The organism is Faecalibacterium sp. An58, assembly GCF_002161515.1.
GTDB classification, from domain to species: Bacteria; Bacillota; Clostridia; order Oscillospirales; family Ruminococcaceae; genus Faecalibacterium; species Faecalibacterium avium.
On record NZ_NFHX01000003.1, the window covers coordinates 13,789 to 35,826 of the forward strand.

Sequence of the window (22,038 nt, forward strand, 5' to 3'; positions counted from 1 at the left end):
TCAGGCGGCCGGTCTGCGCCCTGTTCCTGGGAGCGCTGGGGGCGCAGCTGACAGCTGCCTTTGAGCCGCAGGTGGTTTGGCCGCTTGCGGCTCTTTTTGCCATCTTTTGCGCCGCGCTGCTGGCTTTGGGCCGCCAGGCCCGGGGCTATGGCCTGTGGCTTCTGGCCGGGGCGGTGCTGGGGGCGGCGTTCAGCTGGCAGACAGCGGCCCGCTTTGCGGTGTGGACCGAACGGTACGACGGAGAATTGGTGGACCTGACCGCCTGCGTGGAGGATCTGCGCCCCGGCTACACCCAGGATACGGTGCGGGCCAGGCTGCGGGTACAGACGGCAAACGGCGAGGCGGCGGATTTCTGCTGCTGGTGCGACGATCTGCCCTTGTGCCAGGCCGGGGACCGGATCACGGGGCGGTTTTTGCTGGAGGCGCCGTCCATGGACAGCCGGGCGGACCGCTATGCCGATGGGGCGGCGTTCGACGCCTACTACAAGCGGCGGTTCGAGACGGCCGGCCCGGCGCCCGGATTCCGGGCCTGGTCGGCGCGGCTGCAGACCCGCCTCAGCGACGCCCTCTGCCGGGAGCTGGAGGGGGACGAGGCCGGAGCCCTGGCGGCCATGATCGTAGGGGACCGCACCCGCATCAGCCAGGAGCTGAACGATGACTACCGGGCGGCAGGCCTGAGCCATGTGCTGGTGGTCAGCGGAATGCACGTCACCCTGCTGTGCGGCTTTTTGAAGCCGGGTCTGCTGGAGAAGCGCCGCTGGCTGGACCGGGGCCAGAAGCTGGCCATCTTCCTGCCGGGACGGAGCGGCTCCCGCGTCTACCGCCGCCTGGGTCTGTGTCTGGCCCGGGAGGAGCAGGCGGCGCCCCGGCCCGCGGTGGGCGGCTGGCACGCCGGGATCCTGTGGCGGCAGCGGCTGGCGGCCCTGTGGCCGGTATGTCTGGCCGTGCTGCTGTGCGGGATCACCGGGTTTACGCCGTCGGTGCTGCGTGCGGTGGCGGCGGTGGTCATCGGCGCGCTGGGCGTATGGCTGCTGGCCCCCTCCGACCCGCTGACCAGCCTGGCTGCGGCCGGGCTGGTCATGAGCGCTTTCAACAGCTATGCGGTGTGCGATGTGGGCTTTCAGCTGTCCTTTGCGGCGGTGGCGGGCACCCTGGCCGGGGCCGCCCTGGCCAGGGATATCCTGCCGCCCCAAGATCCCCTGCCGTATGGGAACGGGGCTGCGGCCTTTCTGGGACGGCTGGGACGGAGCTTCTGGGAGGCGGGGTGCATCTCGGTGTGCGCGTCGGCAGCCACCTTCCCGGTGCTGGTGCTGCGGGGCCTCAGTGCAAGCCCCTATGCCCTGGTGTCGGGGGTGCTGATCCTGTGGCTGGTGGAGCCGCTGATGGTGCTGGGCATCGCGGCGGCTTTGCTGGGCCTGTGGGCCGGGCTGCAGCCCCTGTACCACCTGTGCGCTTGGGGCGCCGGGGTCCTGGTGCGCATCCTGAACGGCTGGGCCCGGATGGCAGCTGCCTGGCCCCGGGCCGAGCTCTCCTTTGATACCCACTATGCGGCGGTGGTCTGCCTGGTGCTGATGGGATTGTGCCTGCTGGCCCGCCGCTGGAAGATAAGGCCTGTCCACTGTCTGTACGCCGTGGTGCTGGTAGGGGCTGTAAGTCTGAGCGCCAGCTCCTGGCTGAGCCAGGGCGTGGTGGAGGTGGTCGCGGTGGGCAGCGGGCCTTCGGCGGTTCTGGTACAGGACGGCCGGGCGGTGGTGCTCTATCAGGGCGGACAGGCCGCCGTGGAGCAGGCCCTGGAGCGCCGGGGGATCCGTCAGGCCGACTGGCTGGTGGACCTGCGCACCCAGCCGGGCTACCGCGACCGCCCCGACGCGGCCCGCACCGTCACGGTGCAGGGGCTGGGCGAGAGCTGGGAGCTGAGAGATTACCGCATTGCCTGCGGGGACATCCAGGTGGAGATGGTCCATCTGAAGACAGGCAACGCCGCCCGGGTGACGGTGGGCCCCTGGCAGATCGGCGCGGCCACCCAGGGGGTCTGGCTTGGCCGGCCCCAGCCGGTGGACTGGCTGCTGGCAGGACGGACGGAAAGCGCCGCCTTTGAGGCACAGGGCGTGCTGGCTGCTTCTGCCTATGACTGGATGGAGCAGCCGCCTGCCCGCATCCTGCGGCTGCGTCCGGAGGGCGGCGCAAAGGCGATCCCATGATACACACAGACAGGAGGCGAAGCGGATGCCCACAGAGAGCAAACTGGCGGACTTGGCCCGGCAGGGCTGTCCGGTGTTCTATTTTTATTCCAGCGAGGGATATCTGGTGCGCCAGGCGGTGCGCCTGGCCTGCCGGGTGCTGGCCGACGGGGAGGAAGTGACGGTGCTGGACGGAGCCGCCCCCCAGGTGGAACAGCTGATCATGGCGGCGGGGACCATTTCCTTTTTTGGGACCCGGCGGGTGGTATGCCTGCCGGAACTGGATCCCGGGGCCTACGGCGAAAAAGATCTGGAAGCCTTTATGGATACGGTGGCCAGCCTGGAAAACGCTGTGCTGGTGCTGGGCAGCGTCTTTGAGGCCGACCGCACCGGCAAGCCCAAGCCGGGCAAACGGGCCCAGCGCCTGGTGGCCCAGTGCAAAAAACTGGGCTATGCGGAGGAGATGGCCCGTCCCGGGCCCACCGAGCTGCGCCAGATGGCGGCCGAACGGGCCCAGGCCCAGGGCGCCCAGCTGACAGGGCCCGCCCTGACCGCTCTGCTGGAGCGCTGCGGCGAGGACCCCTATCTGCTGGAGAACGAGGTGGACAAGCTGGCGGCCCTGTCGGGCTACCAGACCATCACCCCGGCCATGGTGGCGGAGGCGGGGGTGGTCAGCCTGGAGGCGGACGTCTTTGAGATGGTGCGGATGGTCACCGGCAAAAATGCGGCCGCCGCCTGCAAAAAGCTGCATATCCTGCTGCGGCTGGGCCAGGAGCCCATCGCCATCACCGCGGCCATGATCGGCAGCTATGTGGATCTGTACCGGGTCAAACTGGGGCAGCAGAACAAAAAGAATTACAGCGCCGTGTTCAAGGACTTTGGCTACAAGGGCAGCGACTACCGTCTGAAAAAGTCGGCCCAGACGGCAGCGGGCTACACCCTGCCCCAGCTGAAAGCCTGCCTTCAGGTGCTGCTGGAACTGGACCAGGCCCTCAAGAGCCAGCCGGTCAGTCCGCAGGTGCTGCTGGAGACGGCCCTGTGCCGCCTGGCCCTGGCGGGAGGCAGCCAGTGAGCGGCCGGCTGCACACCAGCCGGGTGCTGGTGGTGGAGGGCAAATACGACGCGGCCCGCCTGGCCCGTCTGACCGACGCCATGATCCTTCTGACCGGGGGGTTTGCCATCTTCTCGGATAAAAAGCGCCAGAGGCTGCTCAAAGAGCTGGCCAGAAAAAACGGCCTGATCCTTTTGACCGACTCGGACCGGGCGGGGTTCCAGATCCGCACCTACATCACCAATCTGGTGGGCGCGAAATATGTGGCCCAGGCCTATATCCCGGCCATGCCCGGCAAGGAGCGCCGCAAGGCTGCCCCTGGCAAGGAGGGCCTGCTGGGGGTGGAAGGGGTGCCCGACGAGGTGGTGCTGTGCAGCCTGCGCCAGGCGCTGGGCCCCGAAGGGGAGGACGGCCAGGAGGCCCCCGCCCCCCAGGGCCGGGCGATCACCTACGGGGATCTGTACGACTGGGGGCTGTCGGGCACGGCAGGAGCCGTCCAGCGGAAATACCGCCTGCTGGAGGCCCTGGGCCTGCCGCCCCGCCTGTCCAAAAAAGAGATGCTGGAGGTGTTCAACCGCCTGTACACCTTCGAACAGCTGGACGGCCTGCTGGCCCAGCTGGAACTGCTGTAAGACAAAAACGAAAGCCAGGGACGACCTCAGAAGGGGCCTGTCCCTGGCTGTTTGTGTAGCGTAGTCCCGGATGCGCTCAGGCTTCCAGTCCCGTCTCGATGGCCTGACAGAGGGCTGCCAGATCGCTGCCTGCCAGCAGCTCGAAACGGACCGTGCCCAACCCGGAATACCACAGCTGCAGCTCGGCGTCCAGATCACCGATGCCGGCGGTCTCGATGGCAAAGGCCTGCACCCGCTTGTAAGGCAGGATGGTGTAGGCTTTTTTCATCCCGGTGACGCCCTGGATGTTGATGGCGATGACACGCCGGTCGGTGAAGATCACCCCGTCCCGTACGCTCTGGAATTCCTGGATGATCTGCTCGCCGGGGCAGAGCAGGGGGCTCACCAGACGCGCCAGCTTGGAATCACTGACCGGGCGCAGCTTGAGGAAAGACGGATTTTCAAAGTCGATCATGGTTGATACCTCCTTGGATGGATCAAAAATTTTGTCCCAGCAGGGCCAGAGCCTGGCGGCAGTCCCGGCGGCGCAGCCCATAACGGCTGTCCACCAGCACCAGATGCGGCCGCAGCTGAGGCGCAGCGGTAAACTCGTCGGCCCGGTCGTCCAGGATGGCATAGGGCCCGGCAGGGGCATCCGCCAGCCAGGCGGCGATCTCCTCGCCTTTGGACAGGCCCAGCACAGGAGCCATCCCGTCCAGCGGCGCGCCGTGGGCGGCCAGGATAGAAGAAAGATTTTGCAGGATGCGGCGGACCAGAGGATCCTCGCTGTCAAAGCCGTACCGCCAGGAAGAGGACAGCACCACCCGCGCCCCGGCGCGCCGTACCAGCCTGCCCAGCCGGTGCAGGGCAAGGGGGTCCAGGGACGGACGGTCTATGGGACGGCGCAGCAGCCAGTCCAGCCGGGTGCTGCGCGGGGTGCACAACACCCCGTCGATATCGAGAAAAAGCACGGGCATAAATGCCGCCTCCCAGTTGACGAAACAGGTCAAACGCGTTATACTAAGAAGGATGTTCCGGGGTGTTGCGCAGTTGGTAGCGCGCCTGCTTTGGGAGCAGGAGGCCGCGAGTTCGAGTCTCGCCACTCCGACCAGGAACCGCTGCCGGTGAGGCCCGAGGGGCCGGCCGGCAGTTTTTTGATGTGCGGGGACAGAGATCTGCACTACGAAGGGACGATGGCGTCCGCCTGGGCCTGGGTGAGATAGCCGTTGCGGACCATCTGCCGCAGTACGTACTGCTGGCGCTGGGCGGCCAGGTCGGGCCGGGCGGTGAGCGAGTACACCGAAGGAGCGTTGGGAATGCCCGCCAGAAGTGTGGACTGATAGGGGGTCAGGGCGGCGGGCGGCTGGCCGAAATACCCCTGTGCGGCATCGTGGATGCCATAGTATCCGTCCCCGAAATAGATGGTGTTGACATACAGTTCCAGGATGTCGTCCTTGGAATAGCTGTCCTCCAGTGCGAAGGCCATAAAGACCTCCGCCGCCTTGCGGACGAACTGTTTTTCCTGGGTGAAAAACAGGTTTTTGGCCACCTGCTGGGTGATGGTGCTGCCTCCCTGGTCCAGGGTGCCGGTGGAGAGGTCATGCACCGCAGCCCGCACGATGGCGATGGGGTCGATGCCCGCGTGCTGATAGAATCGGCGGTCCTCCACGGCCACCACCGCGTCCAGATACAGCTGGGGCAGCTGATCCAGGGGGGTATAGCCCGGCTGGGCCCGGATGCCGGCCACCCGGTCCTGCAGGCTCTGCTGGGCCAGGGCCGCCCGGTACATCCGGTAGCCTCCGGCGCCCACCAGGCAGCACACGGCCACCGCCGCGGCCAGTACGAGCAGCAGCAGCCGGGTGAACAGTTTGCGGATGATCCTCATGGCGGTACCTCACAGGAAAATCAGGATGGACACAGCCTGCGTCGGGCTGTGTTTTTTCTATCTTAACACGACGCCGGCCTTCTGTCGAGGGGGGACAGATTAAGTTTTGCTTGAGAATGCCCCGGCGGGCTGTGCCTTGGGCGGCGGCTGTGGTACAATAGGGCAAAAGGGGAGGTGCCCATATGAACAAAGATAAGACCATCCTGATCGTGGATGACGAGGCCGAGCTGCGCCAGATGGTGCAGGGGATCTTTGCCCGGGCGGGCTATGGTCAGGTGCTGACGGCGGGTACAGGGGCCGAAGCCCTGGCACTGTGCCGCCAGGCCATGCCGGACCTGGTGATCCTGGATGTGATGCTGCCCGATATCGATGGCTTTGCGGTACTGCGCGCCCTGCGGCAGGACAGCCGGGTGCCGGTTTTGATGCTGACCGCCCGGGGCGAGGCCGAGGACAAATTCGCGGGCTTTGAGGCGGGAGCGGACGATTACCTGGCCAAGCCCTTCCTTCCGCGGGAACTGCTGTTCCGCGCCCAGGCCATCCTGCGGCGCACCTGCCCGGACACCGGGGGCCGGGTGCAGCTGGCGGCGGCCAGCGTGGATCTGGGCACCGCCACCGCCCGCCGGGGCCAGGACAGCTATCCCCTCACCGCCAAGGAACTGCTGCTGTTCCGCAAGCTGTACGAGAATGCCGGCCGCATCGTCACCACCGGGGCCCTGTGCGAAGCCGTGTGCGGGCCGGTATGGCAGGGCTATGAGAGCACCCTGGCCACCCATATCCGCCACCTGCGGGAAAAGATCGAGTCGAACCCCTCCAGGCCGGTGTCCATTGTGACGGTGAAGGGGCTGGGCTACCGGCTGGATCTGCCCGACCCCAAGGGGACGGCGCGATGAACGGGGTGGAGCGGTTTTTCCGCCGGTATGTGTTTTCCACGCTGGGGCTGCTGGCACTGCTGTTCGCGGCCAATGTGGCGGTGCTGGCGGGGCTTTTGCTGGTGGGGGAGATGACCGTGCCCACCGCCTTTTCCATCTCCGCTTTCTGCGACAACCTGACCGGGAGCGGCGGGGACTGGAAGGTGAATGTGGTGGGCCAGCAGATGCTGGATGAGCGGGAGGCCTGGGCCATGGTGCTGGACCCTGTCGGCCAGGTGGCCTGGAAATACCGGCTGCCCCAGGAGCTGGACCACCCCTATACCGCAGGGGATATCGCCCGCTTCAGCCGGTCGTATCTGGAGGACTGGCCGGTGACGGTATGGGCCCAGGAGGACGGCAGCCTGGTGGTGGTGGGCAGTCCCAAAGGGTCGATGGTCAAATACTATGTCTCGCTGGACCGGGATTATATGGACCTGCTGACCGTGCTGGCCAGCGCCATCTTTTACACAAACCTTCTGCTGGTGGTGGGACTGTTCATCCGCAGCACCCGCCGGGTGGAAAAGGCCATGGGGCCCATCCTGAACGCCATCCGGGGCCTGGCCGACGGCAAGCCCCAGACCCTGAAGGAAGTGGGGGAGCTGGCCGAGATCAGCGCCAGCCTGAACCGCGCCGCATCCTACATCGCCCAGAAGGACAACACCCGCGCCGAGTGGATCCGGGGGATCTCCCACGACATCCGGACCCCGCTGTCGGTGATCCTGGGGTATGCCAGCCAGCTGGAGGAGGACCCGGCCCTGCCCGAAGCGGCCCGCAGCCAGGCCGGTGTGATCCGCCGCCAGGGCGAAAAACTGACCAGTCTGGTGGCCGACCTGAATCTGACCACCAAGCTGGAATACGCCCTGCGGCCGGTGGAGCGCAAGCCCCTGGACCCGGTGGAGCTGGCCCGCCAGGCGGTGAGCGAAGTGCTGAACAGCGGCCTGCCCGACCGCTATGTCCTGGAATTTGCCGAGACGGACCCGGACTGCCGGATGACGGTGGCGGGGGACGGGGCCCTGCTGGAACGGATGCTGTTCAATCTGGTGCGCAACTGCATCGACCACAACCCCGAGGGCTGCCGCATCGCCGTGTCGGTGACGCCGGACGCGGGGGGCGGCTGCTGCTTCACCGTAACGGACGACGGGGTGGGGGTCAGCCCCCAGCGGCTGGCCAGCCTGAACCGGGGCGCGCCGGTGGCCAGCACCCAGGCGGCAGTCCCCGGCGGGGCGGAGCATGGGCTGGGCCTGCGGATCGTGCGCCAGATCGTCCAGGCCCACAGGGCCAGGCTGCACTTCGCCCAGACCCAGCCCCACGGCCTGACCGTGACGGTGCACCTGCCCGCGTGAAAAAAACAGACAAAAAGACCCTGCCTGGGTGTACAGGCAGGGTCTTTTGCATCTTTCAGCTCAGCTCGAACATACCGTTGTAGAGCTGATAGTATTCGCCCTTCTGGGCCAGCAAGTCGTCGTGGTCGCCGCGCTCCACGATCCGGCCGTGCTCCAGCACCATGATGGCGTTGGCGTTGCGGACGGTGGACAGACGGTGGGCGATGACGAACACGGTGCGGCCCTCCATCAGCCGGTCCATCCCTTTTTCGATCAGGGACTCGGTGCGGGTGTCGATGGAGCTGGTGGCTTCATCCAGGATCAGCACCGGCGGATCGGCCACGGCCGCCCGGGCAATGGCCAAAAGCTGCCGCTGCCCCTGGGAGAGGCTTGCGCCGTCTGAGGTGATGCGGGTGTCGTAGCCCTGGGGCAGGCGGCGGATGAAGCTGTCGGCGTTGGCGATTTTGGCGGCGGCGACGATCTCCTCCCGGGTGGCGTCCAGCTTGCCGAAGCGGATGTTGTCGGCAATGGTACCGGTGAACAGATGGGTGTCCTGCAGCACGATGCCCAGGGAGCGGCGGAGGGAATCCTTTTGGATGTCCCGCACATCGATGCCGTCGTAGGTGACGCTTCCCGCGTCGATGTCGTAAAAGCGGTTGATCAGGTTGGTGATGGTGGTCTTGCCGGCGCCGGTGGAGCCCACAAAGGCGATCTTCTGACCAGGCTTGGCATACAGGCTGATGTGCTGCAAAATGGGGTGGCCGGGCTGATAGCTGAAGGTCACGTCATGGAACCGCACATCCCCCCGCAGGGGCACCAGCTGCCCGTCCGGCTTCTGCCAGGCCCAGCGTCCGGTCTTGTGGGCGCAGGCGGTCAGGACGCCGTCCTTTTCCTCCGCGTTCACCAGGCGGATCTTACCGTCGTCCGTCTCGGAGGGCAGGTGCATGGCCTCAAAGATGCGCTCGGCGCCGGCCATGGCAGCCAGCAGGAAGTTGCTCTGCTGGGTGAACTGGTTGATGGGCATGGCCGCCTGCCGCACAAAGACCAGGTAACTGGACAGGCTGCCGATATCGGTCATGCCGGCCAGGGCCATCAGGCCCCCCACCACCGCCACGATGGCGTAGTTGATATAGGAGATGCTGACCACGGCGGGCACCATGGTGGCGGCATAGCTCTGGGCGCCGGTGCCTGCTTTGCGCAGCGCCTCGTTCCGCACTTCGAACTGGCGCAGGTTCTCGGGCTCGTGGTTGAAGACCTTGATCACCTTTTGGCCGCTGACCATCTCCTCGATGTAGCCGTTCACGTCCCCCAGCGCCTTCTGCTGGGTGGTGTAGTAGGCGGTGCTGCGCCTGGCGCTGTAACGGATGTAGAGGAACATGGCCGCATAGCCCACCACCACGATGAGGGACAGGCGCCAGTTGAGCACGAACAGCAGCACCAGGGTGCCGGTCATCTGGATGAAGCTCTGGATGGTCATGGCAAAGCTGTTGTTCAGCGCGTCGGCCACCGTGTCCACATCGTTGGTGAAATAGCTCATGATATCGCCGTGGAGCTGGGTGTCAAAAAAACGCAGCGGCAGGGACTGGATGTGGGCGAACAGGTCCCGGCGGATGTCGTACAGCACCTTCTGGGCCGCGTAGACCATGGTCTGGGTGTAGCCGAAGGCGGCCAGGGCCCCGATGCCGCAGATGACGGCGGTGGCCATGACCCCCCGGGCCAGGGCGTCCACGTCCCCGGCGCCCACGCTGTTGACCACCGGGCGGATCATATAGGTGCCCAGCAGGTTGCCCAGCGCGCTGACGGTGACCAGCACCGCCACCGCCAGGAAGAGGAATTTATGCCGCCCCATATAGGACAGCAGGGTCTTGAGGGTGGCCCAAAAATCCTTGGGCTTTTTACCGGTGATCTGCCGTGCCGGCATCGGGGCTGCCTCCTTTCATCTGCGAGTGATAGATCTCCTGGTAGATGGGGTCGCCGGCCAGCAGCTGCTGGTGGGTGCCCACCGCATGGATGCGCCCGTCCTCCAGCACCACGATCTTGTCGGTGGCCATCACCGAGGTGACCCGCTGTGCAATGATGATCTTGGTGACCCCCTCCAGGGCGCCGAGGGCCTTGCGGATCTTCGCCTCGGTGGCGGTGTCCACCGCGCTGACCGAATCGTCGAAGATCAGGACCCTGGGCTTTTTCAGCAGGGTGCGGGCGATGCACAGGCGCTGCTTCTGCCCGCCCGAGACATTGACGCCTCCCTGGCCGAGGTCGGCGTCCAGGCCGCCCGGCATCCGCTGCACGAACTCATCGGCGCAGGCCGCCCGGCAGGCATCCCACAGGGCGTCGTCGCCGGCGCCGGGGTCGCCCCAGAGAAGGTTGTCCCGCACCGTGCCCGAGAACAGGACGTTCTTTTGCAGCACGATCCCCACGGCGTCCCGCAGGGCCGTCAGGTCGTAGTCCCGCACGTCCCGGCCGCCCACCAGCACCCGGCCTTCGGTGGCATCGTACAGCCGGGGGATCAGCTGGACCAGGGTGGATTTGGCGCTGCCGGTGCCGCCCAGGATGCCCACGGTCTGCCCCGGGGCAATGTCCAGGTCGATGTCCGCCAGGGCGTATTCCGCCGCGTCGGGATGGTATTTGAAGGAGACGTGCTCGAACCGGACCCCGCCGTCGGGGATGTCGGTGACGGGGTGTTTGGGGCTGGTCAGCTCGACCGGCTCGTCCAGCACCTGCGCCACCCGGCGGGCGCTGGCCAGCGAGCGGGTCATCAGCAGAAAGACGTTGGAGATCATCATCAGGGAGTTCATCACCTGCAGCACATAGCTGAGGAAGCTGGTCAGCCGGCCCACCGTCAGGCTGCCGTGCAGGATCATGTTCCCCCCGAACCAGAGGATCAGCACCATGGCGGCGTACATGGTCAGCTGGAAGGCGGGCAGGTTGAGCACCGCGGTGCGGAAGGTGGAAAGGCTGGTGTCCATCAGCTCGGTGTTGACCTGGCGGAACTTCTCCTCCTCATACTCCCCCCGCACGAAGGCTTTGACAGCCCGGATGGCGGTGAGGCACTCCTGCACCACGTTGTTCAGATGGTCCATCGACTGCTGCAGCCGGGTGTACATGGGGGCGATGCGCCGCACCACAAAGAACAGCACCACCCCCAGCACCGGCCCGCAGACAAAGAACACCACCGCCAGCCGGGGGCTCATCATAAAGGACAGGACGATGCCCAGCACCAGCATGGAAGGGCCCCGCACCAGAGGGCGGAAGCCGCCGTTGATGGCGTTCTGCAGCACGGTGACGTCGGTGGTCATCCGGGTGATGAGGGAAGAAGTCTCAAAGTGGTCCAGGTTGCCAAAGGCGTACTGCTGCACCTTGGCGTACTCGGCCCCGCGGATCCGTGCGCCGAACCCGTAGGAGGCCCGGGCGGCATACCGCGCATACAAAAGCCCGGTGACCAGGGCTAGGAGCGCGCACAGGGACATTTCCACTCCGATGCGCAGGATGCAGCCCACGTCCCCCCGGGCCACGCCCTGGTCGATGATGTCGCTCATCAGCACCGGGATCACCAGCTCAAAGCTGGTCTCGATCACCACCAGCAGCATCCCCAGGGCCATGTCCCGGCGGTAGGGACCCATATAGCCAAACAGACGTTTCAAATCGTTCATAGCATACCTTCTTCCCGCGTATTCGCCCGGCAGACCGGGCTTGGTCCCTTTATTATAGCGCGGCGGTAGGGTTTGTCAATATCCGGCCGCGCCGCCGGTCACCGCCGCAGATCGGCGTTCCAGTCGAAGATGATGCCGGTGGCGGCTTTATACCATTGTACCAGATGGGACGGCAGGATTCCAGCACCCGCGATTTTTTGTCGAATGACCGGGGGTGTCTTATTGCAATTTTCGGTATGGAATGCTACAATGAAGGCCTGAACAAAGAAAGGGGGCTATCCTTGTGCAATATGCTGTGTTTGACCGCCCGGCGGTGACCATTTACGACCTGCCCCAGCCCACCATGCCGGGGCAGGACGGCCAGACCGTCTCGGCCATCGGGGACCAGGGCCTCTACGGCCAGAGCTGTCAGGTGCTGGAGGACGCGGGGGAGATGGTGCGGGTGCGCACCTTCTATGGGTATCCGGGCTATGCGGCCCGGGACAGCCTGCGCTTTTTGACCCGGGAGCAGATGCAGGCCTATCTGGCGGCCCCCGCCGTGATGGCGGCCCGCACCGCCGACCTGCTCAGCTGTCCCCAGGTGGCGGGCATCCCACTGCTGACAGTGGAGCGGGGCGCCCGGCTGCGGCTGGCCCCCTGTGCCGAAAAGCCCGACGGCTGGACCCGGGTGCTTCTGGCCGACGGCCGCGCCGCCTGGGTGTGGGACAGGTCTTTGGAGCCTCTGTGCTGGGAGGAGGACGCGGTCTTTACCCAGCGGGAGGGCCTGCCCTTTGACGATGCCCTGGCCCAGGCTCTGGGCGTGGAGCCGGGGCAGCTGGTGCGCCGCGCTCTGGACCGGTGGCACGGGGGAGACCCCGGGGCTTTCCGCCGGGCGCTGTGCGAGACGGCCCGAAAGTACCTGGGAGCGCAGTACCGCTGGGGCGGCCGGGCCGGCAGCGGCCTGGACTGTTCGGGCCTGGTCAGCAGCGTCTATATGCAGAACGGGGTGCTGATCTACCGCAACGCCCAGATCAAGCCGGGCTGGCCCATGCGCTCCATCCCACGGGAAAAGATGCGCCCGGGGGACGCCCTTTATTTCCCGGGGCATATCGCCCTGTACCTGGGGGAAGGGCTGTACATCCATTCCACCGGGGCGGCGGCCAGCGGCGGCGTGGTGTACAACAGCCTGGACCCGGCCAGCGGCATCTACCGCGCCGACCTGGACCAGAAGCTGACCGCCGTGGGCACGGTACTAGGGTGTATCTGAAAACGCCCCCACGCTGTTCTATTCTGCCAAAAAGCTCCATCTGCCGCGTTGCATTCCATGGAGAAGCGCAGCGCTCATGCGCCTTGCAGCTGGCGCTTTTTGGCGAATCTCTCAGCATGTTTGACTTCTCGGATGCACCCTGGAGGACGGAAAGGAAGAACGGTATGAAAGTTTGGGATCTGCACTGCGACACCCTCAGCGAGTTGCGCCATGCCCGGCAGGCGGGCCGGCCCCTCAGCTTTGCCCGCAATGGACTGCACATCGACCTGGCCAAGCTGGAGGCGGGGGACTATATGCTGCAATGCTTTGCGGCTTTTGTGAATCTGGGGGCAGAGGATGACCCCCTGGTGACCGCCCTGGAGGAGATCGACATCTTCAAGGAGTTGATGGCGGCCTACCCGGACCGCATCGCGCCGGTGTACACCGCCGCCGACATCCGCCGCAACGCCGACGCCGGCAGGATCAGCGCCATGCTGACGGTGGAGGAGGGGGGCTGCTGCAAGGGCAGCCTGGGGGTGCTGCGCCGCCTGTACGAACTGGGGGTGCGCATGATGACCCTCACTTGGAACTACGACAACCAGCTGGCAGCCTCCAATGTCAAGGAGAAGGGCCCCTTCCTGTGGCCCTGTCCCCCGGACAACCTGCATGGCCTGACCGGGACGGGCCTGGCTTTTCTGGCAGAGATGGAGCGGCTGCACATGATCGTGGATGTCAGCCACCTGTCGGACAAGGGATTCTGGGACGTCGTGCAGCACAGCACCCGCCCCTTTGCGGCCAGTCACTCCAATTGCCGCGCCCTGGCTCCCCACTGCCGCAACCTCACCGACGAGATGATCCGGGCCATGGCCCGGCGGGGCTGCATCGCGGGGCTGAACTACTGCACCGCCTTCCTGGACGACCAGCCCGACCCGGCTGCCTGCCGCAGCACGGCGGCCCTGATCGCAAAGCACGCGGCCCACTTCCGACAGGTGGGCGGAGCGGAGATGATCGCCCTGGGCAGCGATTTTGACGGCATCGGCGGCCCTTTGGAGATGGACGACTGCTCCAAACTGCCCGTGCTGGCGGATGCGCTGCGGGCAGAGGGCTTCTCGGAGGACCAGGTGGAGGGGATCTTCTGGCGCAACGCCCGGCGATTCTTTGAGGAAAACCTATGATACACGCAGGACAAAAACGAGGTATAACAACAATATGGATAAAAATATGACCCTGGAAAAGCGGATCGCCGCCGAACTGTACTCATACCGCGGGCAGATGAGCGTCTACCTGGACGACCTGCGGGGGCACACGGTGGAGATCGGGGCGGACGAGCCCTTTGAAACGGCATCCACCATCAAGGCCTACATCCTGGCGGCCCTGTATCTGCAGGCCAGCCGGGGCCAGGCCAGCCTGGAGGACCGGATCACCTACCAGCCCCAGCACTTTGTGGATGGCTCGGGGATGCTGCGGGCCCTGGGGGTGGGGGCGGCCCTCAAGGTGAAGGATGCCGCCACCCTGATGATCATTTGCTCGGACAACATCGCCACCAATATGATCATCGATTACCTGGGCCTGGACCAGATCAACCGCTGCATCCGGGAGCTGGGCTTTGCGCACACCGTGCTGCACAACACCCTCCACTTTGACCGGTACAGCCAGCTGGGCACCACCACGCCCCGGGATTACGGCAGCCTGTTCGCGCAGGTGGCCCGGGGCAGCCTGGTCAGTCCCCAGGCCAGCCGGGAGATGCTGACCATTTTCCGGGCCCAGCACTACAACACCATGCTGACGGCCGATTTCCCGCCCTACTACCTGGACTGCGAGGAGACCGGCGACCCGGAACTGATCTGGGTGGCCAGCAAGAGCGGCAGCATGAACGCCTGCCGCAACGACGGCGGCATCGTACACACCCCCTATGGGGAATACGTCATCGTGCTGATGAACAAGAACTTTGAGGACATCATCGAGTACAACGCCCATCCGGCCATGGTGTATGGGGCCAGGGTCAGCCGTATGGTGCTGGACCAGGTGCTGGCCTGTGAGGGCAGCCTGTGGCTGACCGGTCCGTCGGATGGAGCGGAGCGCCGGTTTTGAAATACAACGCAGAGGGAGATTATGATGGGTGATATTACGGTAAGCAGCCCGATGCTGCTCTTTTTGATCTGTATGACCGGTTTTGCCGGGGTGGTGGACTCGGCGGCGGGAGGCGGCGGACTGATCAGCCTGCCGGCCTACCTGTTTGCGGGGCTGCCGGTGCACTATACCTATGGGACCAACAAATTCAGCGCCGCCTGCGGCACCACCTTTGCCACGGCCAAATTTTTCCGGGGCGGCGCGGTGGACCTGCAGGTGGGCCTGCTGGCGGCGGCGGGCAGCTTTGTAGGCAGCGCCGCGGGCAGTCATCTGGCCGTGTGGCTCAGCGACGGCGTGCTGCGCCTGATGATGCTGTGCATCCTGCCGGTGGCGGCGGTGGTCATCCTGACCCAGTGGAAGCGCCCCGACCGCGACTGCGGCGACTGCCCGCTGACCCGGGCCAGGATAGCCCAGGCCCTGGCCATCGGCGTGGGCATCGGATGCTACGACGGTCTGTTTGGCCCGGGCACCGGCACCTTTGCCATCATTGCGTTCAGCACCCTTATGGGGTACGATATGCGCCGGGCCAGCGGCAACGCCAAACTTCTCAACCTGGCCAGCAACTATGCCAGCCTGGTGACCTATCTGGCCTCGGGCCTGGTGGTGTTCCACATCGCCATCCCCTGCGCCATCAGCGGCATCGTGGGCAACCTGATCGGCAGCCGTCTGGCTCTGCGGGGCGGCGCCAAGGTGATCCGCCCCATGATGCTGGTGGTGCTGGTGCTGCTGCTGGGCCGCCTGACCGCCCAGGCTGCGGGCCTGGCCTGAATCCAATCAAAAAGGCCAGTCGTAGCAAGTACGGCTGGCCCTGTGTTTTATCGTGGTTACAACGTGAGATCCGGGTCGAAGAAGGACACCGCAAAGGCCCCCGGCCCCGCGTGGGTGCCGATGACGCAGCCGATCTGGCCCAGATGGGGCTGGGGCAGATGCAGGTTGTGGGTCAGATAGGTCTGGATGGGCTCCACCTCCCGGGGGTTCTCGGTGTAGAAGGCGGCCGTCTCGAACCGGGGATTGACCCCACCCATCCCCTCTACCTTTTTAAAGAGGGCCACATAGGCTCCGGGCAGGCCCCGGGCGCTGCCGATCAGCTTGACCTTGCCTTCCGCCACGGCGATCAGAGGTTTGACCCCCAGCATCCCGCCGGCAAAGGCCACGCCCGCCGGCAGGCGGCCGCCTTTGCGCAGGTAGTTCAGGTCGTCGATGACGGCGGCCAGATGGACGTGCTTTTTGGCCTGCTCGATGGCAGCCACGATCTGGGCGGCCGGTTTGCCCTCGTCCCGCAGACGGACGGCCAGCCGCACCAGCAAAGCCTGGGCCAGGGTGGCGGTGGTGCTGTCGATCACGAATACGTTGTCACAGCCGGCCATCTCGGCCCCGAGCCGGGCCGACTGACAGGTGCCGGACAGCTTCTCGGAGATCAGGATGGCCACCACCTGGTCCCCCTCGGCGGCCGCCTGGGCAAAGGCGTGCTCAAACAGGGCCGGGCTGGGCTGGCTGGTGGTGGGCAGCTTCTTGCAGCGGCTCAAGGCCTGGTAGTATTCGTCGGGGGTCATGTCGATGCTGTCCCGGATGACAGACCCGTCCTCAAAGGTGACGTTCAGGGGAATGACAATGATGCCCAGCTTCTCCGCCTCGGCGGGTGTGAAGTCGGCTGCGGAATCGGTCAGGATGCGTACCATACGTTTCTTTTACCTCCCTAACGGGCAGGGGATGCCCGGCCCTCTCTCTCCCTGCGCCGCAACAGGTGCAGGCTGTGTATAGTATACCGGCCATCCGCCGGAAAGTCAATTCTTTGAACAAAATGGTCATGCCGCGTTTTGCGGCGCATATGCGAACATTTTAAAAGGAGGACCCTGCATGACAGATCATGAGCTGATGGGCGCGGCCCTGGCCGAGGCGGAGAAGGCCGCCGCCCTGGGAGAAGTGCCGGTGGGTGCGGTGGTGGCCCGCCGGGGCGAGATCGTAGCCGCTGCCCACAACACGCGGGAGACCGAGCGCAACGCGGTCCACCATGCCGAGCTGCTGGCCATCGACCGGGCCTGCAAGGCTTTGGGGGGCTGGCGGCTGTGGGAATGCGAGCTGTTCGTCACCCTGGAGCCCTGTCCCATGTGCGCGGGCGCCATTCTCAACAGCCGCATCCGGCGGGTGGTATACGGCGCCGCCGACCCCAAAGCCGGGTGCTGCGGTTCGGTGACCGACCTGTTTGCCCTGCCTTTCAACCACCATCCGGCGGTGGAAGGAGGGCTGCGGGCAGAGGAGGCTTCGGCTTTGCTGGCAGAGTTCTTTGTGCGCCTGCGGGCCCAGCGCGGCACGCGGAAAAAATGGCGCCCCAAAGATCCCGAGACAAAAGAATGACAATTTTTTTACACCCTCTTTCTTTTTTCGCGCCGATGGTGTATAATATACGATGGTATTTTGCCGAATGTTCCCGCTTTTATGCTCAAAAATGCCGCAGGGCCGGCGATTCCGGCGGATGCAGTTCAGGCGGCGCGGCAGCGGGCACAGGGGCAGGCCCTGTGAAGCATCGGCAGCCGATTTATCAAGCAGGAGAAAAAGCCCATGCGCGAAGATGATTTTGAGCTGACTTTTGATCTGGACCCCCCCGCGGAGGACCATGAGCCTTCCGCTGCGGCCTCTGCAGATCCGGCCCCTGCCGCAGAGGCGCCCAAGACAGAGCCGGCAGCAGAGCCTGTGCCCCAGGTCCGCCCGGAACAGGCGCCGTCTGCTGCGGCAGCCCGGCACACGCCGGGCCGGGGCGTGCTGGTATCGGGCGGGGACCGGGGCATCGGCGCCGCTGCGGCCCGCGCCTTTTATCAGGCGGGGTATCGGGTGGCGGTGCTCTACCACACCAACGCCCAGGCGGCGGCGGACCTGGAGGCAAGCCTGCCCGGCTGTGTCGCGCTGCAATGCGATGTGGCCAGCCGCCCTGCCTGTGAGGCGGCCTTTGCCGCGGCGGAGGCGATGCTGGGCCATGTGGACATCCTGGTCTGCAATGCCGGCATTGCCCAGCAAAAGCTGTTCACCGACATCACCCCGGAGGAATGGCAGCATATGCTGGACGTCAACCTGACCGGCGCGTTCCATCTGTGCCAGCTGGCCCTGCCCGGCATGATCCGCCGCAAATGGGGACGGATCCTGACGGTGAGCAGTATGTGGGGCCAGACCGGCGGCAGCTGCGAGGTGCACTATTCCGCCGCCAAGGCTGGCCTGATCGGCCTGACCAAGGCCCTGGCGCGGGAAGAAGGCCCCAGCGGCATCACCGTCAACTGCGTGGCCCCCGGGGTCATCGACACCGATATGATGGCCGCCTTTACCCCGGCAGACCGTCAGGCATTGGCGGAGGAGACCCCGGTGGGGCGTCTGGGCAGCCCCCAGGAGGTGGCCCGGGCCCTGCTTTTCCTGGCAGGGGAAGAAGCCGGGTACATCACGGGGCAGGTGTTTGGGGTGAACGGCGGTCTGGTGATATGATCCGCCGTCCCCCGCTGGCCTGTTGAGGAAAAAGGAGAGATTATTATGGGCATGACCTTAAAAGAGATGCTGCGCAAGGGCGCAAGCGATGGCACCGTCAACGCCGACGAAGTGCGCGCACTGGCCCAGGAGTGCGGTCTGGATACCGAAAGCCTGTACACCATTCTGGAAGAACGGGGCATCAAGATCCAGGAGAACGAGGCCGCGCTGGATGTGGACAGCATCCTGGCCGAGGTGGAGAGCGCCGAGAACAGCGCCAACGAGACCGACTACGATGAACCGGAGGACGACCACATCGAGGAGAACCCTGCCGATCTGAAGGCCGCCATGGATGAGCTGCTGGACGACCCCGTCAAGAATTACCTGAAGCAGATCGGCCAGATCCCCCTGCTGTCGGCGGAGCAGGAGGTGGAGCTGAGCCGCCGCATCCACGCGGGCGCCGAGGCGGCCCGCATCCTGCAGGCCGACCGCCGCAAGTACAACCGCCCCGATTACATCAAAAAGAATACCGCCCGCTTCTCCTTTGAGGAGGACGAAAATTCCCCCGACTATGAGGAGCCGGAGGATGCAGAGGACACGGAGGACCGCCGGGACAAGGAAAGCCCCGAGGATGCCGCTGAGGACGCCGCCGAGGAAAAGGAAGCCATGGAGGCTGTGGAGGACGGCCCTCTGAGCGATGAAAAGCGGGAGGAGCTGCTGAAGGCCCGGCAGGACGGTCTGAACGCCCGCCGCAGCCTCAGTGAGGCCAACCTGCGCCTGGTCGTGTCCATCGCCAAAAAACATGTGGGCCACAATCTGGCTTTCCTGGACCTCATTCAGGAGGGGAACATCGGCCTGATCAAGGCGGCCGAAAAGTTCGACTGCGCCCGCGGTTTCCGCTTTTCCACCTATGCCACCTGGTGGATCCGGCAGGCCATCACCCGCGCCATCGCGGACCAGGCCCGCACCATCCGCATCCCGGTCCATATGGTGGAGACCATCAACCGGATGCGCCAGGCCACCAGCCAGCTGGTCTACCAGAACGGCCATGAGCCCACCGCCGAGGAACTGGCCAAGGCCATGGATATGACGGTGGAGCGGGTGCGGGAGATCCAGCGGATGGCCCAGGAGCCCGCCAGCCTGGAAAGCCCTGTGGGCGAGGAAGAAGATTCCTCTCTGGGAGACTTTGTGGCCGACGAGAACGCCGAGGCCCCCGGCAAGGCCGCAGACCGCGCCATGGTGGCCCAGCAGATCAACCTGGCCCTCAAGAGCCTGACCCCCCGGGAAGAAAAGGTGATCCGGCTGCGCTTCGGCCTGGACGACGGCCGTCCCCGCACCCTGGAAGAAGTGGGCCGGGACTTTGGCGTCACCCGCGAGCGTGTACGCCAGATCGAGGCCAAGGCCATCCGCAAGCTGCACAGCCGCAAATGCCTGACCTTGCTCAACGGCTTGATCGAGTAATGGTTGCATCCGGCAGCCGTTTGTGGTATACTGAATGACGATGCACGGCGTGTCCGCCCGGGCCCGCCGTGCTTGCAATGCGCCATCGCCAAGCGGTAAGGCAGGGGACTTTGACTCCCCCATCGCAGGTTCGACTCCTGCTGGCGCAACTTGATAAGACCCCGCATGGATGCTTGAAAAACCAAGTGTCCATGCGGGGTTTTTGTTTTTGCGGCCTGTTTGCAGGCGATTCGAAAAAGTCCGCAAAAACGCCCCTGTGTCACACCGTCAAGGTGCAGCACAGGGGCGTTTGTTGGATCTCTTGCTTTGGTCTGCGCGGCCCGTTTGGGGTCGAACGGATCTCCGGGCAGCGGATGGATCTTGCGCCGGCTTACTTCAGCACTGCGCCGAAATTGGCGCTGGTGACCATGCGGGCATAGCGGCTCAGCCAGCCCGACTGGACGTTGGGCTGGGGCGCTGTATAGCGCTCCTTGCGGGCGGCCAGCTCCTCCTCCGACACTTCCAGTGTGATCTTGGCGTTGGGGATGTCGATGGTGATGGTGTCGCCCTCCTCGATCAGGCCGATGGGGCCGCCGGCGGCAGCCTCAGGGCTGACATGGCCGATGGCGGCGCCGCGGCTCGCGCCCGAGAAACGCCCGTCGGTGATCAGGGCCACGGTGGTGTCCAGCTTCATGCCGGCCAGGGCCGAGGTGGGGTTGAGCATCTCCCGCATCCCGGGGCCGCCGCGGGGGCCTTCGTACCGGATGACCACCACGTCCCCGGGCACGATCTTGCCGGCGTAGATGGCGGTGATGGCCTCCTCCTCGCTGTTGAATACACGGGCCGGGCCGCTGTGGGTCTGCATCTCGGGCGCCACGGCGCTGCGCTTGACCACACAGCCGTCGGGGGCGATGTTGCCCCACAGGATCTGCAGGCCGCCGGTCGGGCTGTAAGGATCGTCGATGGGCCGGATGGCCTTCTCGTCCAGGATGTGGGCGCCGGCGATGTTCTCACCCAGGGTCTTGCCGGTGACGGTGGGGACGTCCAGATCCAGCAGGCCCTTCTTGGCCAGCTCGGCCTGTACCGCCGGGATGCCGCCTGCCGCGTACAGATCCGGCATATGGGTGGGGCCGGCGGGAGCCAGGTGGCAGAGGTTGGGGGTGCGGGCCGAGATCTCGTTGAACATGGCCAGGTCGATGGGGACGCCCGCCTCATGGGCGATGGCCAGCAGGTGCAGCACCGTGTTGGTGGAGCAGCCCAGGGCCATATCGCAGGTCAGTGCGTTGCGCAGGGAGCGCTCGTTGATGATCTGGCGTGCAGTGACCCCCTTGCGAACCAGGTCCATCACGGCCATGCCCGCGTGCTTGGCCAGCTGCAGCCGCTTGGAGTAGACGGCGGGGATGGTGCCGTTGCCGGGCAGGGCGATGCCCACCGCCTCGCACAGGCAGTTCATGCTGTTGGCGGTGTACATGCCCGAGCAGCTGCCGCAGCTGGGGCAGCAGTTGCAGGTGCAGTCCTCCAGCTGGGCGTCGGTGATCATCCCGGCCTTGTAGGCGCCTACCGCCTCGAACATCTTGCTCAGGCTGACTTCCTCGCCGCCATAGGTGCCGGCCAGCATGGGCCCGCCCGAACATACCACGGCGGGTACATCCAGCCGGCAGGCCGCCATCACCATGCCGGGCACGATCTTGTCGCAGTTGGGCACCAGCACCAGGCCGTCCAGCTGGTGGGCCTGGCACATGGTCTCGACGCTGTCGCAGATCAGTTCCCGGCTGGGCAGGCTGTATTTCATGCCCACATGGCCCATGGCGATGCCGTCGCACACCCCGATGGCGGGCATCAGGATGGGGGTGCCCCCCGCCATCTGGACCCCGGCCTTGACCGCGTCGGCGATCTTGTCCAGGTTCATATGGCCGGGCACGATCTCGCTGTAAGCCGAGATGACGCCGATCAGGGGACGGTCCAGTTCCTCGGGGGTGTAGCCCAGGGCATAGAACAGGCTGCGGTTGGGGGCGCGCTCCGAGCCCTTTTTCACATTGTCGCTTCTCATGGGGGTGGTCTCCTTCCTTGGACATACAAAACCGGCCCCGGCACAGGGGTGCTCCGAACCGTTTCCGGCGCCTGGCCGCCGCCTGCATCCGGGCAGGGGCGCGCAGAGCGGGGATTCAGATGCACCCCGGGCCGCCGGG

General features: G+C 65.7%; 19 protein-coding genes and 2 tRNA genes. 14 read left to right on the forward strand and 7 right to left on the reverse strand.

The window, feature by feature from the left end:
• The first annotated feature begins 71 nt into the window (after positions 1 to 71).
• The 3 genes from B5G12_RS03695 to B5G12_RS03705 are packed head-to-tail and all read left to right on the forward strand — an operon-like array spanning position 72 to position 3,863.
• Positions 72 to 2,201, forward strand: coding sequence for a ComEC/Rec2 family competence protein (locus tag B5G12_RS03695; RefSeq protein WP_087323901.1), 2,130 nt, complete (start codon positions 72 to 74; stop codon positions 2,199 to 2,201).
• Between the two features lie 25 nt (positions 2,202 to 2,226).
• Entirely contained in the window at positions 2,227 to 3,252 is a 1,026-nt protein-coding gene (gene holA / locus B5G12_RS03700) for a DNA polymerase III subunit delta (protein WP_087323903.1), read from the forward strand.
• Entirely contained in the window at positions 3,249 to 3,863 is a 615-nt protein-coding gene (locus B5G12_RS03705) for a ribonuclease M5 (RefSeq protein ID WP_143406944.1), read from the forward strand. The genes holA and B5G12_RS03705 overlap by 4 nt, the downstream gene beginning before the upstream one ends.
• Positions 3,864 to 3,939: 76 nt before the next feature.
• On the opposite strand, the gene B5G12_RS03710 is transcribed toward B5G12_RS03705, so the two are convergent.
• A complete protein-coding gene (locus B5G12_RS03710) occupies positions 3,940 to 4,317 on the reverse strand; it encodes a PH domain-containing protein (protein ID WP_087230858.1) in 378 nt (125 codons plus the stop codon).
• Between the two features lie 22 nt (positions 4,318 to 4,339).
• Entirely contained in the window at positions 4,340 to 4,819 is a 480-nt protein-coding gene (locus B5G12_RS03715; protein WP_087323905.1) for an HAD domain-containing protein, read from the reverse strand.
• Between the two features lie 58 nt (positions 4,820 to 4,877).
• Between B5G12_RS03715 and B5G12_RS03720 the strand changes: the two genes are divergently transcribed.
• Positions 4,878 to 4,953 (forward strand) — tRNA-Pro (locus B5G12_RS03720).
• A gap of 69 nt (positions 4,954 to 5,022) precedes the next feature.
• On the opposite strand, the gene B5G12_RS03725 is transcribed toward B5G12_RS03720, so the two are convergent.
• The gene (locus B5G12_RS03725; RefSeq protein WP_087323907.1) at positions 5,023 to 5,727 is read right to left on the reverse strand and encodes a transglycosylase domain-containing protein; all 705 of its coding nucleotides are present in this window, start codon (positions 5,725 to 5,727) and stop codon (positions 5,023 to 5,025) included.
• Between the two features lie 182 nt (positions 5,728 to 5,909).
• Between B5G12_RS03725 and B5G12_RS03730 the strand changes: the two genes are divergently transcribed.
• Both B5G12_RS03730 and B5G12_RS03735 read left to right on the forward strand, forming a co-directional pair.
• Positions 5,910 to 6,617, forward strand: a complete 708-nt coding sequence (locus B5G12_RS03730) for a response regulator transcription factor (protein ID WP_087230850.1) — start codon at positions 5,910 to 5,912, stop codon at positions 6,615 to 6,617.
• A complete protein-coding gene (locus B5G12_RS03735) occupies positions 6,614 to 7,978 on the forward strand; it encodes a sensor histidine kinase (protein WP_087323909.1) in 1,365 nt (454 codons plus the stop codon). The genes B5G12_RS03730 and B5G12_RS03735 overlap by 4 nt, the downstream gene beginning before the upstream one ends.
• Positions 7,979 to 8,033: 55 nt before the next feature.
• Here B5G12_RS03735 and B5G12_RS03740 read toward each other — a convergent pair whose 3' ends face one another.
• Both B5G12_RS03740 and B5G12_RS03745 read right to left on the reverse strand, forming a co-directional pair.
• Entirely contained in the window at positions 8,034 to 9,878 is a 1,845-nt protein-coding gene (locus B5G12_RS03740) for an ABC transporter ATP-binding protein (protein WP_087323911.1), read from the reverse strand.
• Complete coding sequence (locus B5G12_RS03745) at positions 9,853 to 11,607, reverse strand: ABC transporter ATP-binding protein (RefSeq protein WP_087323913.1); 1,755 nt, start codon at positions 11,605 to 11,607, stop codon at positions 9,853 to 9,855. Before B5G12_RS03745 ends, B5G12_RS03740 begins: the two co-directional genes overlap by 26 nt.
• A 283-nt stretch (positions 11,608 to 11,890) precedes the next feature.
• Between B5G12_RS03745 and B5G12_RS03750 the strand changes: the two genes are divergently transcribed.
• The 4 genes from B5G12_RS03750 to B5G12_RS03765 all read left to right on the forward strand — a co-directional run bounded on the left by B5G12_RS03750 (position 11,891) and on the right by B5G12_RS03765 (position 15,730).
• Positions 11,891 to 12,853 (forward strand): C40 family peptidase, encoded by a 963-nt coding sequence (locus B5G12_RS03750; RefSeq protein ID WP_242955916.1) that lies wholly within the window; start codon positions 11,891 to 11,893, stop codon positions 12,851 to 12,853.
• 164 nt (positions 12,854 to 13,017) lie between these two features.
• On the forward strand, positions 13,018 to 14,007 hold the full coding sequence (locus B5G12_RS03755) for a dipeptidase (RefSeq protein ID WP_087323915.1): 990 nt from the start codon (positions 13,018 to 13,020) through the stop codon (positions 14,005 to 14,007).
• A gap of 34 nt (positions 14,008 to 14,041) precedes the next feature.
• Positions 14,042 to 14,923 carry a serine hydrolase gene (locus B5G12_RS03760; protein WP_087230835.1) on the forward strand — a complete coding sequence of 294 codons (882 nt, stop codon included), beginning with the start codon at positions 14,042 to 14,044 and terminating at the stop codon, positions 14,921 to 14,923.
• Between the two features lie 21 nt (positions 14,924 to 14,944).
• A complete protein-coding gene (locus B5G12_RS03765) occupies positions 14,945 to 15,730 on the forward strand; it encodes a sulfite exporter TauE/SafE family protein (protein ID WP_242955917.1) in 786 nt (261 codons plus the stop codon).
• 56 nt (positions 15,731 to 15,786) lie between these two features.
• Here B5G12_RS03765 and B5G12_RS03770 read toward each other — a convergent pair whose 3' ends face one another.
• Positions 15,787 to 16,641, reverse strand: coding sequence for a DegV family protein (locus tag B5G12_RS03770; protein ID WP_087323919.1), 855 nt, complete (start codon positions 16,639 to 16,641; stop codon positions 15,787 to 15,789).
• 178 nt (positions 16,642 to 16,819) lie between these two features.
• On the opposite strand from B5G12_RS03770, the gene B5G12_RS03775 reads away from it, so the two are divergent.
• The 4 genes from B5G12_RS03775 (at position 16,820) to B5G12_RS03790 (ending at position 20,019) form a co-directional block, all read left to right on the forward strand.
• Positions 16,820 to 17,317 carry a nucleoside deaminase gene (locus B5G12_RS03775; RefSeq protein WP_087323921.1) on the forward strand — a complete coding sequence of 166 codons (498 nt, stop codon included), beginning with the start codon at positions 16,820 to 16,822 and terminating at the stop codon, positions 17,315 to 17,317.
• Between the two features lie 204 nt (positions 17,318 to 17,521).
• Positions 17,522 to 18,430 (forward strand): elongation factor P 5-aminopentanone reductase, encoded by a 909-nt coding sequence (gene ymfI / locus B5G12_RS03780; RefSeq protein ID WP_242955918.1) that lies wholly within the window; start codon positions 17,522 to 17,524, stop codon positions 18,428 to 18,430.
• Positions 18,431 to 18,475: 45 nt separating this feature from the next.
• Positions 18,476 to 19,870, forward strand: coding sequence for a sigma-70 family RNA polymerase sigma factor (locus B5G12_RS03785; RefSeq protein WP_087323923.1), 1,395 nt, complete (start codon positions 18,476 to 18,478; stop codon positions 19,868 to 19,870).
• 78 nt (positions 19,871 to 19,948) lie between these two features.
• Positions 19,949 to 20,019 (forward strand) — tRNA-Gln (locus B5G12_RS03790).
• A gap of 221 nt (positions 20,020 to 20,240) precedes the next feature.
• On the opposite strand, the gene ilvD is transcribed toward B5G12_RS03790, so the two are convergent.
• The gene (gene ilvD / locus B5G12_RS03795) at positions 20,241 to 21,899 is read right to left on the reverse strand and encodes a dihydroxy-acid dehydratase (RefSeq protein ID WP_087323925.1); all 1,659 of its coding nucleotides are present in this window, start codon (positions 21,897 to 21,899) and stop codon (positions 20,241 to 20,243) included.
• Positions 21,900 to 22,038: the final 139 nt, after the last annotated feature.

What these genes read in the sequence shown, in the direction of transcription:
- B5G12_RS03740 (WP_087323911.1), bottom strand. Translation starts at nt 9,878, where the DNA reads ATGCCGGCACGGCAGATCACCGGTAAAAAGCCCAAGGATTTTTGGGCC.
- B5G12_RS03770 (WP_087323919.1), bottom strand. Translation starts at nt 16,641, where the DNA reads ATGGTACGCATCCTGACCGATTCCGCAGCCGACTTCACACCCGCCGAG.
- holA (WP_087323903.1), top strand. Translation starts at nt 2,227, where the DNA reads ATGCCCACAGAGAGCAAACTGGCGGACTTGGCCCGGCAGGGCTGTCCG.
- B5G12_RS03715 (WP_087323905.1), bottom strand. Translation starts at nt 4,819, where the DNA reads ATGCCCGTGCTTTTTCTCGATATCGACGGGGTGTTGTGCACCCCGCGC.
- B5G12_RS03785 (WP_087323923.1), top strand. Translation starts at nt 18,476, where the DNA reads ATGGGCATGACCTTAAAAGAGATGCTGCGCAAGGGCGCAAGCGATGGC.
- B5G12_RS03760 (WP_087230835.1), top strand. Translation starts at nt 14,042, where the DNA reads ATGGATAAAAATATGACCCTGGAAAAGCGGATCGCCGCCGAACTGTAC.
- B5G12_RS03745 (WP_087323913.1), bottom strand. Translation starts at nt 11,607, where the DNA reads ATGAACGATTTGAAACGTCTGTTTGGCTATATGGGTCCCTACCGCCGG.
- ymfI (WP_242955918.1), top strand. Translation starts at nt 17,522, where the DNA reads ATGCGCGAAGATGATTTTGAGCTGACTTTTGATCTGGACCCCCCCGCG.
- B5G12_RS03735 (WP_087323909.1), top strand. Translation starts at nt 6,614, where the DNA reads ATGAACGGGGTGGAGCGGTTTTTCCGCCGGTATGTGTTTTCCACGCTG.
- B5G12_RS03730 (WP_087230850.1), top strand. Translation starts at nt 5,910, where the DNA reads ATGAACAAAGATAAGACCATCCTGATCGTGGATGACGAGGCCGAGCTG.
- B5G12_RS03755 (WP_087323915.1), top strand. Translation starts at nt 13,018, where the DNA reads ATGAAAGTTTGGGATCTGCACTGCGACACCCTCAGCGAGTTGCGCCAT.
- B5G12_RS03765 (WP_242955917.1), top strand. Translation starts at nt 14,945, where the DNA reads ATGATGGGTGATATTACGGTAAGCAGCCCGATGCTGCTCTTTTTGATC.
- ilvD (WP_087323925.1), bottom strand. Translation starts at nt 21,899, where the DNA reads ATGAGAAGCGACAATGTGAAAAAGGGCTCGGAGCGCGCCCCCAACCGC.
- B5G12_RS03710 (WP_087230858.1), bottom strand. Translation starts at nt 4,317, where the DNA reads ATGATCGACTTTGAAAATCCGTCTTTCCTCAAGCTGCGCCCGGTCAGT.
- B5G12_RS03775 (WP_087323921.1), top strand. Translation starts at nt 16,820, where the DNA reads ATGACAGATCATGAGCTGATGGGCGCGGCCCTGGCCGAGGCGGAGAAG.
- B5G12_RS03725 (WP_087323907.1), bottom strand. Translation starts at nt 5,727, where the DNA reads ATGAGGATCATCCGCAAACTGTTCACCCGGCTGCTGCTGCTCGTACTG.